Origin of the sequence: Pseudomonas knackmussii B13, assembly GCF_000689415.1 — a bacterium.
In the GTDB taxonomy this organism is placed as follows: domain Bacteria; phylum Pseudomonadota; class Gammaproteobacteria; order Pseudomonadales; family Pseudomonadaceae; genus Pseudomonas; species Pseudomonas knackmussii.
Map to the genome: position 1 here is coordinate 3,165,332 of NZ_HG322950.1, position 15,558 is coordinate 3,180,889.

Sequence of the window (15,558 nt, forward strand, 5' to 3'; positions counted from 1 at the left end):
CAGGGGCTGACCGACAGCCTGGACGAGGGCAGCAATCAGTTCTTCAAGTACTACATGCCCGGTGTTGGCACGCCGTTCCCGGAGATCGGCGACCTTGACTTCAGCGGGCTTGGCCTGGCCACGGCGTTGTATGGCGAGGAGCGCATCAACTGGGGCCTGCTGATGATCGTCGATGCCCTGCGGCGCATGGCCAATCTGCCCAGCCTGGATGTGCCGACCTTGAAGGAATCGGTGGCCGCCATGACCACACCGATGGCAGCCCTGGACATGGGCGGCACCAGCTTGCGCCGGCGTGTGTTCGAACGATTGCTGAACGCGCCGGATCTGGCACCACGACTGCGTATCGCGCTGGCCCAGCCAACACCAGGCACCTCGAAGCTGCTCGGCATCAAGCTCTACGTCTACGGCTTCTCCCGTGGCGCCGCTGCAGCCCGCGCCTTCGTCAACTGGCTGGCGCAATTCCTCCATCGACCAGATCCGGACCAGCCGGCCGAGCACTGCCTGCTGCTCGGCACGCAGAAGCTGCCGTTGAGCGTGGAGTACCTAGGCTTGCTGGACACCGTGGCTTCGGTCGGCGTTGCCCATATCGCCCCGGTCGCCGAGGGCCATATGAGCTGGGCTGACGGCACCATGGAGTTGCCCGATGAAGCCGGCTATGGCGGCTGGATCAAGCGCTGCCTGCACCTTGTAGCCAGCCATGAACAGCGCCTGTGTTTCCCCCTGGACTCCATTCGCCGCACCAATGGGCATTACCCGTCTTGTGGGGTGGAGGTGCTCTATCCCGGCGTGCATTCCGACCTGGGCGGTGGCTATCCGCCGGGTGAGCAAGGCAAGGCCTACAGCGGCGACAAGATGGATGGCGACAGCTTGCTGCTATCGCAGATTCCGCTGAACGACCTCTATGCCGATGCACTTGCTCATGGCGCCCCCATGAAAGTACCCGAGGAAGTGTTGCCAGAAGCACTTCAGCAATATCAATGGAGAAAGATGCCCTTTGACCTCTTGCGAGAGTTTCGAGTTTCTCCAGTCCTCGCCGACCGCTTCAACGCCTGGCGCCAAGTCACCCTCGGCCTGCACGCCGACCCGCAACCGCTGCGCGACTCGTTGGCCAACCACTACGAACCGGTCCGCGCCGCCACCAGCCTGGAAAGGGCCCTGCAGGAGCAGATGGGCTGGATCACCGCCTGGCGCATCGACCGTTATGCCTTCCTGAGCCTGGAGGGCTGCCCCTTCTACCAGGAGGCCACCGACAGCCAGAGCGACGAGCAGGTCCGCAAGCTGGCCGAAACCCGGCGCAACGACGAGCAGCGCGAGGTCGAAAAACGTCGCCTCGCCCAGCTGGAGCAGGAGGACGACCCGCGGCGCCCGAGCAAGCCACTGGAGCCGGGGCCCAAGGACTTCGACCCGGACATGGCCAAGACCCAGCTGCACCAGGCCGCCCTGGAGTTCGGCGAGGACTATCGCGGCACCCGCCGCACGCCCACCGGCACCTTCGAGTGGGCACTGGACAGCCTCCCGGCGACCGCCGTCTACCTGCTCAACAACGATGACGAGCAGGCCGAATACGAACGCATGAAGAAAGCCGGCCAGCGCCTGGTCAAGGAGCTGTTCCCGCCCCGGTCGGGATACAGCTGCCATGACAACGAAACCGAGCGCGGCCAGGTGGATGAAAGCCGCAACGCCCACTTGCAAAGCGGCCTGCTGCGCGCGCTGTTCGACGACCAGGTGCACGACTCGCGCGCCTGGTTCCTGCACTACGCCCTGAAGGGCTCGCGCGAGCCGTGGACCAGCTACTTCCGCGACCGCATGGTGTATTTCGGCGAGGCCTGCAACAAGCCGCTGTCGTTGCTCAGCGTGGCCGGCGGCGTGGTGGGCGCGGCGACGCTCAGCGCCTCGGTGGTCTATGTCATCCGCCGCGGCAGCCCGGCCGAGCGCCTGGCCCTGGCCGGCGCGGCGGGCCAATACGGGGCGAGGGACCTGACCAGGCTGGTCTCGGTGCTGGACCAGACCACGGGGTTGGCGTTGCCCATGCGCGATGATGCCGCGCACCTGCGCGCGCCGACCGAGGCCATCGGCACCTGGTGCGCGAGCAACGCCCGGCCATCCGCCAACAACGCATCGCCCAGGCGCAGCGGGAAATCGCCGAGCTGTGGGCCGCCCATGAGGCCAAGACCCGCGAGGTGCCCGATGTGCCGGCCTGATCCACGCCCTTGTCATCCCGCCCAAGGAGGGCGCCGCATGTTTCCAATCGTTCGTTGTCGCACGCTGCGCCCCCTGGTTGGCTGCCTCGCCGCCGTTCTGTTCGCCGCTACGGCCCAGGCCGGAACCATCTACGGGGTCAATCACACCCAGTGGGCGATCAACCACTTCAGCGTCGATGGCCATTCGGTCGTCGACATCATTGGCCCTTACCAGGGAGGGGGCGGAGGCGGAGGTTATGCGCCACCAGCGAAATGGCGGCCAGGGTTAACGGTGCGGATCGATTGGGAAACTGGAAATGGCTACTCATGGGACTTTCCTGGATATGGAGACCGGGCCAAGTACGACGCTTGGCTAGCAAAGTCGGAGGCGCAAAAACGCCAACACACCCAGCTAGTCCCGGTCCCGGACTACACCGGCCAGAAGGTCTGCGGCATCACCGTGCACTTCCTGCCCTGCGACCAGTTGCAGGTCAGCACCTCCTGCTACCCCTACGGCGCCCCCGAATATCCGATCAAGACCCCGCTGCAGTTGCCGGTGCCCAAGACGTGTCCGGCGAAGTAACTGGCTTCCCATGGATGACGGGGAATTCAACTAGCAATCCGGAGGCAGTTGGCAAGCCAACAAAAACTAAAGCTCGGCAGTGCAGAAAAAAAGCCGGCGCAGGTACTCCCTGCGCCGGCCTCTTCAAATCAGTGCAACACCCCTCCCCTCACATCCCCCAGCGCAACATCGCCAACACCAACAGCACCAGGAAAGTCGTCTCCCCCACCATCAGCAGGATCGGCTTGATACCCACCGCCGCCAGCTCGCGCAGCTGGGTCTTCATGCCAAGGGCGGCGATGGCGATGACCAGGCACCATTGCGACAGCTTGCCGCCGGTTTGCTGGACCACTTCGGGGATGACGCCGGTGCTGTTGAGCGCGGCGAGGATCACGAAGCCCACGGCGAACCAGGGGAGCAGCGGCGGGCGCTTGGTGCCGGGTTCGACGCCCTGGGCGCGGGTGATCATCGCTGCGCAGAGGATTACCGGCAGCAGCATCGCTACTCGCATCAGCTTGACCACCGTGGCCACGTCGCCGACCTCGCGGCCCATGCCGTAGCCGGCGCCCACTACCTGGGCGACGTCGTGGATGGTGCCGCCCAGGAACATCCCTGCGTGCAGCGGGCTCAGGCCCAGGGCGTGGGCGATCATCGGGTAGAGAATCATCGCCAGGGTCGATAGCGCCGACACACCGAGCACGGTGAACAGCGTGGCCTTTTCCTTCTTCTCGTGGGCCGGCAGCGCTGCTGCCAGGGCGAGTGCCGCCGAGGCGCCGCAGATCGCGGTGGCGCCGCCGGAGAGCAGGCCGAACAGGCTGTTGAAGCCCATTGCGCGGGCGGCGGCGATGGACACCAGGATGGTCACGACCACCAGGACTATCACCATCACCACCGGTTGCCAGCCGAGCGCGGCTATCTGGCCGAGGGTGATGCGGATGCCGAGCAGCGCCACGCCCAGGCGCAGCACTTCGCGGGCGGTGAATTCGATGCCTTTCTTGCACACGCTGTCGCCGGCGAGGAAGTTCAGCGCCATGCCCAGCAGCAGGGCGAAGAGCATGACCGGTGCGCCGTAGTGCTCGGAGAGGAAGGTCGCCGCGGCGGCGACCATGGCGCTGACCAGGAAGCCGGGCAGCAGCGTGCGGCTGCGCGTACCCAGCGCAGTGATGGCAGTGGCGCTCATGCGGAAATCTCCTGGGGCGCGGAATCGGTGATTACGACGATGCAGGTGGTGCCATCCCATTCGATGGCGTGGCGACGTACGCCGAAGCCCTTGATGCCGGCGGCGCAGCCGTTGGCCAGGTCGAAGCGCAGGCCATGGGCCGGGCATTGCAGCAAGCGGCCCTGGAGCTGACCGGAGAACAGCGAAGCGCCGTTGTGCGGACAACCGTCGTCGATGGCGTAGAACTCGCCAGCAACGTTGAACAGCAGCAGGCCTCGCTCACCGTGCAGGAACAGCCGGCGGCCGCCCGGCTCAGGGAGCCGCTCGGCGGCGATGGCAAAGCGTTCGCTCATGCCGCCTGCCCTGCCTGGCGCTGCCGCTCCACGGCACGACACAGCGACGTCAGCAACACTTCCGGAGACTGCGCGCCGAGGGCGAACGGACGGCCTTCAACGAGGAACAGCGGCACGCTGGAATCCGCCAGGCCGACGCGGCGTCCGATGAAATAGCTGGCACCTTCGGCCAGCGCATCTTCGAAGTCCGTTGCGTGATAACCGCAGCTGCGCAGGATGCGGCGCAGCGACTCGCGCTGGCCGATATCGTCGCCCAGCACGAAGTGTGCGCGGAACATCTGCTCCAACAGCGTTTCCAGCTGCGCCTCGGTACCGACCTGGGCAGCACGTGCGAACACGCGGTGCGCATAGGTGGTGTTGGGCATGGTGCGGATGCGTTCGAGGTCGATCTCGACGCCGGCTTTCTTCGCCGCGTTTCGCACTTCGGTCTGGCGTGCGCGAACCGCGCGCTTGCCGCCCAGGCGACGCACGTAGAACTCGGCGAAGGGTTCGCCTTCCAGCGAGATCTGCGGCAGCAACTGCAGGCCTAGCCAGTTGATCCGTACGTCGACGTCCGGGCGCTCGCGCCGCAGTGCCTGCAGCGCGGTATCCAGATTGCGTTTGCCGATCAGGCACCAGGGGCAGATGAAGTCGAAGGTCATCTCCAGGTTAAGGGTCAGCATCGGGTGGCCTCCTCCGCCCGCAGGCGCTTGATGTCGGCGTGGTAGTGGCGGTGCGCGAAGGCGAACACCAGGGCGGCGGCGATGCTGATCAGTGGGATCAGCTGGAAGGCGCGGTCCAGGCCCAGGTGGTCGGCCAGCACGCCCGTGAGCAGCGGCCCCGGCGCCAGGCCCAGCAGGTTGTTGGCCAGGGTCAGGGTGGCGAAGGCGGTGCCGTGCACGGCGGTGTAGGTGAGGTTGGCGACCATCGCGCCGGCCGGGCCCGAGGTGCCGGTGGTGACCAGCATGCCGAGGGCGATCAGGCTCAGTTGCGCGGTGCCCGGCGGCAGGCGGAAGGCCAGCGACAGCAGCAGGCAGCTGATGGCGCAGAAGGCGATGGCGAGGACGATCTTGCGCTGCGGCGCCTGGCGGCCGAGGCGGTCACTGAGGATGCCGCAGAGCACCATGCCGGCACCGCCGACCAGGACGATGATCGCCGAGACCGCGCCGGCCTGGTCGGTGCCCATGTGGTAGTAGCGGTTCAGGTAGCTGGGGAACCAGACCATCACCGCGGCGCCGACGAACAGCTGCAGGCCGCTGCCGACGTAGGCGGCGACCACCGAGCGGCTGTTGAACAGGCTGCGCAGCGGGTGTCCGCCGCCCTGGTGGGCGACGCGCACCTGGCCGATGCGTTTCTCGCGCACCACCAGCGGATAGAGCAGCGCCAGCAACAGGCCGAACAGCGCCATGCCGGCGAAGGCCCAGCGCCAGCCCAGGTGCGCGGCGAGCACACCGCCCAGGGCCATGCCCAGCACCGAGCCGAACATGCCGCCGGCCATGAAGGCACCGGTCAGGGTGGCGCGCATGTGCGCCGGGAATACGGAGATCACCACGGCGATGCCGACGCTGCCATAGGCCGCCTCGCCGACGCCGACGAGGAAGCGCGCAGCGAACATCTGCGGGAAGTTCTCGGCCAGCGCGCAGCCGAGGGTGGCGAGGCTCCAGAGCATGGCCATCAGGGCCAGGCTGCGCACCCGCCCCATGCGGTCGGCGAGCAGCGAGAGCGGGAAGGTCAGCAGGCCGACCATGACCGCGACTATGCCGCTGAGCAGGCCGAGCTGGGCGTCGCTCAGGACCCATTCGTCCTTGAGCAGGGGGAATACGGCGTTGAGCACCTGGCGCGACATGTAGTCGGAAATCAGCAGGCCGAAGGTCAGGGCGAAAACGACCCAGGCATAGCGGCGCGTCACGCTCGGCGCGGCGGTTTGGACATCGCCGGTGGCGACGGTGTGGAAGGCCATGGCGCTACCTCTCCAGGCGTGGGGGTGTCTTGTTCTTATAGGAATTAAAGCCGGGCCGGGGTACTGGCAGACCCCGGCCCGGAGTTCGTCACGCGCGTTGCGGGACGGACTTCTGGCCCGGCAGGCGGTTGGGCGCCATGCCGTTCATGCGCAGGGTTTCCTCGACGTCCTTGTACTGCACGCCGATGCGGTAGATGGCGCGGGCCTCCTGGCCGTTGGCGACTTCACGGCCCAGCTCGTGGGCGACGCGCACGCACTGCTGGATCTGCTCGACCGAGGTCATGCGCTCGCCGTGCTGGCCGATGATGGTGTCCTCGATGCCGCAGCGCGGGTGCAGGCCCATCGCCATGGCCATCATGTTGAACGGCAGCACGTTCTTCAGCAGCGACTCGGCGGTGATGCAGGCGCCATCCGGCGCGCGGTGCACGAAGTTCATGAAGTTGAACGGGTTGGGGCCGTCGAAGCCGCCGCCGATGCCGATCCAGGTGAGGTTCAGCGGGCCCTTGTAGACGCCCTTGCGCACCAGGCGCTCGAGGGTTTCCAGGGCATGCATGCCGGTCAGCTGGAAGTGCGGCTGGATATTGTTGGCCTGCAGGCGCTTGAGGTGCTCCTCGACCCAGGCCGGGCCGGCCGGCACGGTCATCTCGCTGTACGCGGCCTGGTAGGCCGGGTGCTCCAGGGAGGTGCCCTTCAGGTACTCCGGATACAAGAGTTCCATGATGTTCATCTGGGTGGTGTTGATCGCCACCGTGACCTGGTCGGGTTTCGGGGTCAGCTCGGCGAGCATGTGGCGGGTGTCGTCGGACAGCCACTTGGCTGCCTCGCCTTCGCTTTCCGGGGCGAAGGAGATCGAGCCGCCGACCTGGATGATCATGTCCGGCACGGCTTCACGGACGCCGGCGATCAGCTCGTTGAACTTGGACAGGCGCTTGGAGCCGGTGCCGTCCAGCTCGCGGACGTGCAGGTGCAGCACGGTGGCGCCGGCTTCGTAGCAATCCACGGCCTTCTGGACCTGTTCGTCCATGGTCACCGGGATGTCTTCGGGGAAGTCTTGCGGCATCCACTCGGGGCCGTAGGGGGCCACGGTGATGACGACTTTTTCCTGGTTTTCGGGGTGCAGCGAATCGTCGAAGAATTGCATGTCGGTCTCCTGGATTGTTCTTGTTGGATCGACGCGCGGGCTTGCGGCCCGGCTCAGTAAGGCTTGTCGCCGATGATCCCGGCGCGCTCCATCTGGCGGACGCAGGGTGGGTAGTCCATTACCGCGTAGTGCTGGGTACTGCGGTTGTCCCAGATCGCCACGCTGTTCTTCTTCCAGCGCCAGCGCACCTGGTACTCGGGGATGTAGACCTGGCTCACCAGGTAGCGCAGCAGGTCGCTGGCACCGGGGTTGGCGTCCTGGCCGAAGCGCACGTTCTTGGCGGTGTGGAAGTTGCTGAAATGGGTGGTGAACGCGTTGACGAAGAGCACCTTCTCGCCGGTCTCCGGGTGGGTGCGCACGACGGGGTGCTCGGCGTCCGGGTACTGGGCCTTCAGCGCCAGGCGCTTCTCGATGGGCATGGCGGCGCCGAAGCTCGCCTCGATGCTGTGGCGGGCGCGCAGGCCTTCGATCTTCTCCTTGATCTCGCTCGGCAGGTTCTCGTAGGCCAGGGCCATGTTCGCCCACATGGTGTCGCCGCCTACCGGCGGGCACTCCACGCAGCGCAGCACGCAGCCCATGGGCGGCACTTCGCGCCAGGTGGCGTCGGTGTGCCAGGCGTTCTCGTAGCGGTCGTTGGGCTGGTTGGGGTTCTTGTAGATGCGCACCAGGCCCGGGTGCTCCGGGTCGCTGCCGGCCACCGGGTGGTCCTCCAGCTCGCCGAAGCGGCGAGCGAAGGTCACGTGGTCGGCGCGGCTGATGTCCTGGTCGCGCAGGAACAGCACCTTGTGGGTGAGCAGCAGCTGGCGGATCTCGGCGAACAGGCCTTCGTCGTGGGCGGCGTCGGCCAGGCTGACGCCGGAGAGTTCGGCGCCGATGCTGCAGGTCAGTTGTTCCACGTGCATGGCGACGCTCCTCAGATGACGAAGATGGACGAGCCGGTGGTCTTGCGGGATTCGAGGTCGCGGTGCGCCTGCACGGCGTCTTCCAGCGCGTAGTGCTGGTTGATCTCGATGCGGATGTCGCCGTTGCCGACATGGCCGAACAGTTCGTCGAGCAGAGCCTGCTTCTCGGCCGGCTCGGCGATGTAGTCGGCCAGCGCCGGACGGGTCAGGAACAGCGAGCCCTTCATCGCCAGCAGCACCGGGTCGAAGGCCGGGATCGGGCCGGACGCGGTACCCACGCAAACCATCAGGCCGCGGCGCTTGAGCGAGTCCAGCGAGGCCATGAAGGTGTCCTTGCCGACGCTGTCGAAGACCACGTCGACGCCACGGCCGTCGGTCAGCTCGCGAACGCGCTTGGCCACGTCTTCTTCGCTGTAGTTGATGACATGGCTGCAGCCATGGGCGTAGGCGACCTCGGCCTTGGCCCCGCTGGAGACGGTACCGATGACGTTCAGCCCGAGCAGCTTCGCCCACTGCGAGACGATCAGGCCGACACCGCCAGCGGCGGCGTGCAGGAGGATGCTGTCGCCAGCCTTGAAGTCGTGGATGCGACGCAGCAGGTAGGCGGAAGTCAGGCCGCGCATGGTCATGGCCGCGGCGGTCTCGAAGGCGATGTTCTCCGGCAGGCGGATCAGCGGCGCGGCCGGCACCAGGCGCTCGGTGCTGTAGGCACCGAGGGTGTTGACGAAACCGGTGTAGGTGACGCGGTCGCCGGGCTTGACGTTGCTAACGCCCTCGCCCACCGCAACCACCACGCCGGCGGCCTCGACGCCCATGCCGCTGGGCAGCGGCACGGCATAGGTGCCGTTACGGAAGTAGGTGTCGGCGTAGTTCAGGCCGACGGCCACGTGGCGCAGGCGTACCTGTCCGGGTCCCGGGTCGCCGACCTCGACGTCCTCGTAACGCAAAACCTCAGGTCCCCCGACCTCGTAGAAGCGAACCGCCTTGGCCATGTGCCCTGTCTCCCGTGTGGATGCTTGTTCTTGATACTTGTTTGGGGGGGTATTTCCCCTTGTGCAAACGACTCTAGGGATGCGGCCTGGCAGGCGCTTCTCATGGCACGACAGGGACTTTTCATTTCATGACAGGGGACGCCACGCGCGGAAATTGACGGCGATCAAGGCGTCGCCAAGGCAAAGGCGTAGCTAGAAAAGAAGGGCTTCGATGGCTGGTCCATCGAGCTGTGCCTATCCTTGGATCAGCCCGGCCGCGGCGAAATGCCTGACCGCCGGGCGAGTCATTTCTGACCGAAGCGGGAGACGCGCATGGCGGCGACACGGAAGATGGGACTCACAGGGCTGACGACCCTGGTGATGGTCAACATGATGGGTTCGGGCATCATCATGCTGCCCTCGAGCATGGCCCAGCTGGGCGCCGTATCGCTGCTCTCCTGGATATTCACCGCGATCGGCTCCATGGCCATCGCCTACTGCTTCGCCCAGTGCGGCATCTACTGCACGCGCTCCGGCGGCATGTCGGCGTACAGCGAAGAGGCCCACGGCAAGTCGGCGTTCTTCCTCTGTTCGTACCTCTACTTCCTCTCGCTGGTGATCAGCAACGTCGCCATCAGCATCTCCGCGGTGGGCTACCTGACGCCCTTCGTGCCCTGGCTCGGCAGCGGCGCCATCCCGCTGTTCATCGGCACGCTGGTGCTGATCTGGGTGACCACCCTGGCCAACTTCGGCGGCCCGAGCATCACCGGGCGGCTCGGCTCGATCACGGTCTGGGGCGTGATCATCCCGGTGGCCGGGCTCGGCCTGATCGGCTGGTTGTGGTTCGACCCGCAGGTCTTCGCCGCCGCCTGGAACCCGAACAAGCTGCCGGTCGGCGAAGCCATCAGCAGCAGCATCCCGCTGACCCTCTGGGCCTTCCTCGGCATGGAGTCGGCGGCGCAGAACTCCGACGCCGTGGAGAACCCCAAGCGCAACGTGCCGCTCGCCTGCCTGCTCGGCACTCTTGGCGCGGCGGTGGTCTACGTGCTCTCCACGACCGTCATCCAGGGCATAGTGCCGAACCCCGAGCTGGCCAACTCCAGCGCACCCTTCGCGCTGGTCTATGCGCACCTGTTCAGCGACGGTGTGGGCAACGTGGTGATGGCGCTGGCGGTGATCGCCTGTACCGGCTCGCTGCTGGGTTGGCAGTTCACCCTGGCCGAGACTGCGCGGGTCACCGCCCAGCAAAAGCTCTTCCCGCCCCTGTTCACCCGCGTCACCCGCCACGGCGCGCCGCTCCCGGGCCTGATCACCTGCGCCGTGATGCAGAGCCTGATCGCCCTCTCGACCATCTCGCCCAACGCCACCGCGCAGTTCACCAAGCTGGTCAGCCTCGCGGCGGTGACCAACATCATTCCCTACATCACCTCGCTCACCGGGCTCTGGGTGATCATGTACAAGGCCAACGTCGGCCTCGACGTGTTCCGCCGCAACACACTGGTGGCGCTGATCGCCGCCGCCTACTGCTTCTACGCGCTCTATGCCTCGGGTGTGGACGCGGTGTTCGGCGCGGCCATGGTGATGGTGGTCGGCTACCTGCTGTTCGGTTTCATCGCCAAGCGCTTCGTGAAGATCCTCTCCCGTCGCCCCGCCGCATCGGAGGCCCAATGAAGCGGACCATCCCTACCCTGCTGGCCCTTGGCCTGAGCGCGTTGTTCACCCTGCCGGGCCACCGCCGGCAGCCTCGAGCGCATCCGCGCGAACCATGAGCTGGTGCTGGGCTTCATCGCCGGCGATGCGCCCTTCACCGATGGCGATGAAAAGCAGGCCAGCGGCTACGGCATCGACCTCTGCCAGGCGGTGGCCACTGAACTGCGCAAGGACCCCGCCCTCGCCCAGTTGCAGACGCGCTATCGCCCGGTGCAACTGGCGCAGGCGCTGGACGCGGTCAGCGGCGGCCAGGTCGACCTGCTCTGCAGTCCGCTGGTGGAAACCTTGCAGCGCCGCGAGACGGTGAGCTTCTCGCTGCCGGTGATCACCGCCGGGATCGGCGCGATCCTGCGCAGCGACGCTCCGGCGGACCTGCGTGACGCCCTCTCCGGTGCGCCGCGCGAGCGTGGCCCGACCTGGCGGGCGACGGTCAACCAGGGTCTGAGCAAGCGCAGCTTCGCCGTGCTCAAGGGCACCCTCGGCGCCACCTGGGTCCGGCAGCGCGCCCGCGAACTGGGCCTGCAGTCGAACCTGGTGGAGGTCGGCAGCTACGACGAGGGCGTGCAGCAGGTGCTGAACCGCCGGGTCGATGCCTTCTTCGGCGATCGCCTGTCGCTGCTGCACTACCAGACCCGCCAGGCCAACGGCGCGCAACTGCGGGTGTCGGACCGCCTGTTCGAAGCGGCCCATGCCAGCCTGGTCCTGGCCCGCGGCGACGACGACTTCCGCCTTCTGGTCGACCGCGCACTGAGCCAGAGCCTGCGCGGCGAAATGGGCCAGGCGCTGTACACCCGCTACTTCGGCGCGCCTAGCGAACAGCAGCTGATGCTGCTGCGGCTGTACAGCCTGCCTTGAAGGCTCTGTCGGGCCCACTGGCCAATGAATCTGCATGAAACATCTTTAACCCCGACGGAGCGCCGCCTGATCCATAGTGAAGCCGCTCCTTGGTGACCGATCCCGTTCGCGGGACGGTCATTTTTTTTGCCCGCCGCCGGCGTCGGCGAACCTGAAAAAAGTTTCATCCGGATTCATTTGTCCGCCCTTCCCCCGCCCTTCCTAATGGCAGCCGGCCGGCATTGCCGCGCAGCACAACCAACAATTCTTGCCGGGCCCATGATCCCGGCGTGGGGGATACCTTTCGATGAAGCGTTCAGTGGAACCAATGAAGTTGAGCACCCTGGCCCTGTCGGTGGCCCTGGGCCTGCCGGGCCTGGCCAGCGCCAGCGACCAGTCCGATGCCAAGGGTTTCATCGAGGACGGCAGCCTCAACCTGCTCAGCCGCAACCTGTTCTGGCACCAGACCGGCCCCGGAGCGCACCAGCGCGACTGGAGCCAGGCGTTCATGCTCGACTACAGCTCCGGCTTCACCCAGGGCACGGTCGGCTTCGGCATCGACGCCTTCGGCTACCTGGGCCTGAAGCTCGACGGCGGCGCCGGTCGCGCCGGTTCGCCGAACGTGCCATTCGACGGCGACGGCGAGCCGCAGAAGTCCTATGGCAAGGCCGGCGGCGACGTGAAGATGCGCATCTCCAACAGCACCCTGGCCTACGGCGACATGAAGCCCGACGCCCCGGTATTCGCCACCGCCGACAACTACCTGGTGCCGCAGACCGCCACCGGCTTCCGCCTGCAGAGCCATGAGATCGAGGGCCTGAACCTGGATGCCGGACGCTTCACCGCCGGCACCGGCAACACCACCACGCGCCACGACGGCGACCTGCTCGCCAGCTACGCCGGGGTCAGCAGCTCGGCGGCCAGCTATGCCGGCGCCAAGTACGAATTCAACAAGCAGTTCAACGCGAGCTTCTATGCCGATCGGCTGCAGGACATCTGGGACCAGGGCTACGTCAACCTCGACTTCACCCAGCCGCTGGCCGACCAGCAGTCGCTGAACCTCGACTTCAACCTCTACCGCACCCTCGACAGCGGCAGCGCCCGCGCCGGCCAGATCGACACCACCGCCTACTCGCTAGCCGCCGCCTACACCCTGGGCGCGCACACCTTCACCCTCGCCGGCCAGAAGGTGCATGGCGACGAGCCCTTCGACTACATGGGCTTCGGCAGCATGGACGCCGGCAACGCCGCGGGCCGCTACGGCAACTCCATCGACCTCGCCGACTCGGTGCAGTACTCCGACTTCAACGGTCCGGGCGAACGCTCCTGGCAGGTGCGCTACGACCTCGACATGGGCAGCCTCGGCGTGCCCGGCCTGAGCTTCATGGCCCGCCACATCCGCGGTTACGGCATCGACGGCAGCCACCTGAACGCCGACTCTGCCTACTACGGCGCCTATGGCAGCGACGACCGCGAGCACGAGACCGACGCCGAAGCCAAGTACGTGGTGCAGAGCGGTCCGGCGAAGAACCTCAGCTTCCGCCTGCGCGAAGCCTGGCACGCCGGCGACGCCTCCACCGGCGGCCACCTGGAGCAGACCCGCCTGATCACCGAGTACCCGCTGAACATCTTCTGATGCCACCGCGCCGTGGGCCGGGCCCCCCATCGCCCGTCCTGCGGCCTTTACGTGAAATATCTTTTAAGGAAGCGCTAAGGGCTTCCGTTGCAGAATACGGCCCCCTGGAGAACGACGGGAGCCCGCATGCGCCGCATCCTCACCATCGAAGACGACGAAATCACCGGCCAGGCGATCCGTGCCGAGCTGCTCGGCCACGGCCTGCAGGTGGACTGGGTGCGCAACGGCCGCGAAGGCCTGGTCAAGGCGGTCGGCGGCGGCTACGACGCCATCACCCTCGACCGCATGCTGCCCGAGCTCGACGGCCTGGCCATCGTCACCACCCTGCGCACGCTCGGCATCATGACCCCGGTGCTGATGATCAGTGCCCTCTCCGACGTCGACGAGCGCATCCGCGGCCTGCGCGCTGGCGGCGACGACTACCTGACCAAGCCCTTCGCCCCCGACGAGATGGCCGCCCGCGTGGAAGTGCTGCTGCGCCGCCAGCAACAGGCCAGCGCCAGCGAGACCGTCCTGCGCGTGGCCGACCTGGAGCTTGACCTGATCGAGCACGAGGCACGGCGCAACGGCCTGCTGCTGAGCCTGCTGCCCACCGAGTACAAGCTGCTCGAGTTCATGATGCGTAACGCCAACCAGGTGCTGTCGCGGATGATGATCTTCGAGGAGGTCTGGGGTTACCACTTCGACCCCGGCACCAACCTGATCGACGTGCACATCGGCCGGCTGCGCAGGAAGATCGACCAGCCCGGCCTCGAGCCGCTGATCAAGACCGTGCGCGGAGCGGGCTATGTCCTTGCCGAACCCCTCTAGGGGCTGGCGCTCGTCCAGCAGCCGGCTGCTGGCGCTGTACAGCTTCCTTTTCATCGCCTGGGGCTGCCTGCTGATGGGCACCCTGTACTGGGAAGTCTCGAGCTACCTGGACAGCCTTTCGGCGCATTCGCTGATCTCCCGCGCGCACCTGTTCTCACGCTTCGAGGGCGACAAGCTGGACGCAGCCCTGAGCACCAGCCAGAGCTTCGACGAACGGGCCAACGATGCCTACGGCCTGTTCGACCGGGACGGGCGGCCGATCAGCGGCAAGGTCAACCACATCCCCAACGACCTGCGCCGCGACGCCCAGGTGCACCGTTTGAAACGCTGCGACCGGCTGGTCGAGGGCAGCCAGGTGACGAGCAGCTGCGACGCCCTGCTGATCTACCTGGAAGACGGCCGCCAACTGGTCCTGGTGCGCGACAACGGTTCACTCAGCGCGGTTACCCGGATCATCTTCCACGCCCTGCTCTGGGGCTTCTCCCTGACCCTGATCCCCGGCATCGTCGGCTGGCATCTGCTGCGCCGCCGGCCGCTGCAACGCATCCGCCAGATCCAGCGCAGCGCCGAGGCGATAGTCGCCGGCGACCTGGAGCGACGCCTGCCGCTGTCGCCACGACGCGACGAACTGGACATGCTGGCGGCCATCGTCAACGGCATGCTCGACCGCATCGTCCAGCTGATGCAGGAGGTCAAGGGCGTGTGCGACAGCGTGGCCCACGACCTGCGCACACCGCTGACCCACCTGCGCACGCGCCTGCATCACTTGCAGCAGGACGCCCACGGCGAGCAGGCCGAGCAACTCGACGAGCTGATCGCCGAGACCGACTCGCTGATGCTGCGCTTCCGCGCGCTGCTGCGCATTTCCGAACTGGAAGACCACCGCCGCCGTGCATCCTTCGAAACCCTGCAGGCCGCACCGCTGCTGCAGGAGCTGCACGACTTCTACCTGCCGCTGGCCGAGGAACGCGGGCAACGCCTGGAGCTTCGGGTCGATGCCATGCCGGCGCTGCGTGGCGACCGCGCGCTGCTCTTCGAAGCCTTCGGCAACCTGCTCAGCAACGCCATCAAGTTCACTCCCGAAGGCGGCTGCATCCGCCTGCTCGGCGAATGCCACGACGGCCAGTGCCACATCAGCGTGCTCGACTCCGGCCCCGGCGTGCCCAAGGCCGAACGAACGGTGGTTTTCCGCCGTCTCTACCGCGGCCGCGAGGTGGAGTCCGCCGGCTTCGGCCTGGGCCTGTCCATAGTCGCGGCGATCTTCAGCCTGCATGGCTTCGCCTACCGCATCGAGGACAGCGAGCTGGGCGGCGCACACTTCGGGGTGCTCTGCCACAGCACCTCGCCGCTGGATTGAATGA

General features: G+C 66.8%; 13 protein-coding genes and 1 pseudogene. 7 read left to right on the forward strand and 7 right to left on the reverse strand.

Going from position 1 to position 15,558, the window contains the following annotated elements:
- Nucleotides 1–267: 267 nt before the first annotated feature.
- Both PKB_RS30595 and PKB_RS30150 read left to right on the forward strand, forming a co-directional pair.
- A pseudogene (locus PKB_RS30595) lies at nucleotides 268–2,079 on the forward strand (T6SS phospholipase effector Tle1-like catalytic domain-containing protein); the annotation flags it as partial.
- A 159-nt stretch (nucleotides 2,080–2,238) separates the two neighbouring features.
- Nucleotides 2,239–2,763 carry a Tli1a family immunity protein gene (locus tag PKB_RS30150; RefSeq protein WP_043252874.1) on the forward strand — a complete coding sequence of 175 codons (525 nt, stop codon included), beginning with the start codon at nucleotides 2,239–2,241 and terminating at the stop codon, nucleotides 2,761–2,763.
- A gap of 148 nt (nucleotides 2,764–2,911) precedes the next feature.
- On the opposite strand, the gene PKB_RS14820 is transcribed toward PKB_RS30150, so the two are convergent.
- The 7 genes from PKB_RS14820 to PKB_RS14850 form a co-directional block, all read right to left on the reverse strand.
- A complete protein-coding gene (locus PKB_RS14820; RefSeq protein ID WP_043252875.1) occupies nucleotides 2,912–3,922 on the reverse strand; it encodes a YeiH family protein in 1,011 nt (336 codons plus the stop codon).
- The gene (locus PKB_RS14825) at nucleotides 3,919–4,254 is read right to left on the reverse strand and encodes a Rieske (2Fe-2S) protein (RefSeq protein ID WP_043252876.1); all 336 of its coding nucleotides are present in this window, start codon (nucleotides 4,252–4,254) and stop codon (nucleotides 3,919–3,921) included. Before PKB_RS14825 ends, PKB_RS14820 begins: the two co-directional genes overlap by 4 nt.
- Entirely contained in the window at nucleotides 4,251–4,916 is a 666-nt protein-coding gene (locus PKB_RS14830) for a DsbA family protein (RefSeq protein WP_043252877.1), read from the reverse strand. The genes PKB_RS14825 and PKB_RS14830 overlap by 4 nt, the downstream gene beginning before the upstream one ends.
- A complete protein-coding gene (locus PKB_RS14835; RefSeq protein ID WP_043252878.1) occupies nucleotides 4,910–6,193 on the reverse strand; it encodes an MFS transporter in 1,284 nt (427 codons plus the stop codon). Before PKB_RS14835 ends, PKB_RS14830 begins: the two co-directional genes overlap by 7 nt.
- An 88-nt stretch (nucleotides 6,194–6,281) precedes the next feature.
- Nucleotides 6,282–7,334 carry a beta-keto acid cleavage family enzyme gene (locus PKB_RS14840; RefSeq protein ID WP_043252879.1) on the reverse strand — a complete coding sequence of 351 codons (1,053 nt, stop codon included), beginning with the start codon at nucleotides 7,332–7,334 and terminating at the stop codon, nucleotides 6,282–6,284.
- 53 nt (nucleotides 7,335–7,387) lie between these two features.
- Nucleotides 7,388–8,236 carry a TauD/TfdA dioxygenase family protein gene (locus PKB_RS14845; protein WP_043252880.1) on the reverse strand — a complete coding sequence of 283 codons (849 nt, stop codon included), beginning with the start codon at nucleotides 8,234–8,236 and terminating at the stop codon, nucleotides 7,388–7,390.
- 11 nt (nucleotides 8,237–8,247) lie between these two features.
- On the reverse strand, nucleotides 8,248–9,228 hold the full coding sequence (locus PKB_RS14850; protein ID WP_043252881.1) for a quinone oxidoreductase family protein: 981 nt from the start codon (nucleotides 9,226–9,228) through the stop codon (nucleotides 8,248–8,250).
- Between the two features lie 312 nt (nucleotides 9,229–9,540).
- Between PKB_RS14850 and potE the strand changes: the two genes are divergently transcribed.
- The 5 genes from potE (at nucleotide 9,541) to PKB_RS14875 (ending at nucleotide 15,554) form a co-directional block, all read left to right on the forward strand.
- On the forward strand, nucleotides 9,541–10,878 hold the full coding sequence (gene potE / locus PKB_RS14855; RefSeq protein WP_043252882.1) for a putrescine-ornithine antiporter: 1,338 nt from the start codon (nucleotides 9,541–9,543) through the stop codon (nucleotides 10,876–10,878).
- Nucleotides 10,879–10,980: 102 nt separating this feature from the next.
- Nucleotides 10,981–11,772 carry a transporter substrate-binding domain-containing protein gene (locus PKB_RS14860; protein WP_242411175.1) on the forward strand — a complete coding sequence of 264 codons (792 nt, stop codon included), beginning with the start codon at nucleotides 10,981–10,983 and terminating at the stop codon, nucleotides 11,770–11,772.
- A gap of 298 nt (nucleotides 11,773–12,070) precedes the next feature.
- Entirely contained in the window at nucleotides 12,071–13,387 is a 1,317-nt protein-coding gene (locus PKB_RS14865) for an OprD family porin (protein ID WP_043257376.1), read from the forward strand.
- Between the two features lie 126 nt (nucleotides 13,388–13,513).
- Nucleotides 13,514–14,197, forward strand: coding sequence for a response regulator transcription factor (locus PKB_RS14870; protein ID WP_043252883.1), 684 nt, complete (start codon nucleotides 13,514–13,516; stop codon nucleotides 14,195–14,197).
- On the forward strand, nucleotides 14,175–15,554 hold the full coding sequence (locus tag PKB_RS14875; protein ID WP_052355295.1) for a sensor histidine kinase: 1,380 nt from the start codon (nucleotides 14,175–14,177) through the stop codon (nucleotides 15,552–15,554). The genes PKB_RS14870 and PKB_RS14875 overlap by 23 nt, the downstream gene beginning before the upstream one ends.
- Nucleotides 15,555–15,558: the final 4 nt, after the last annotated feature.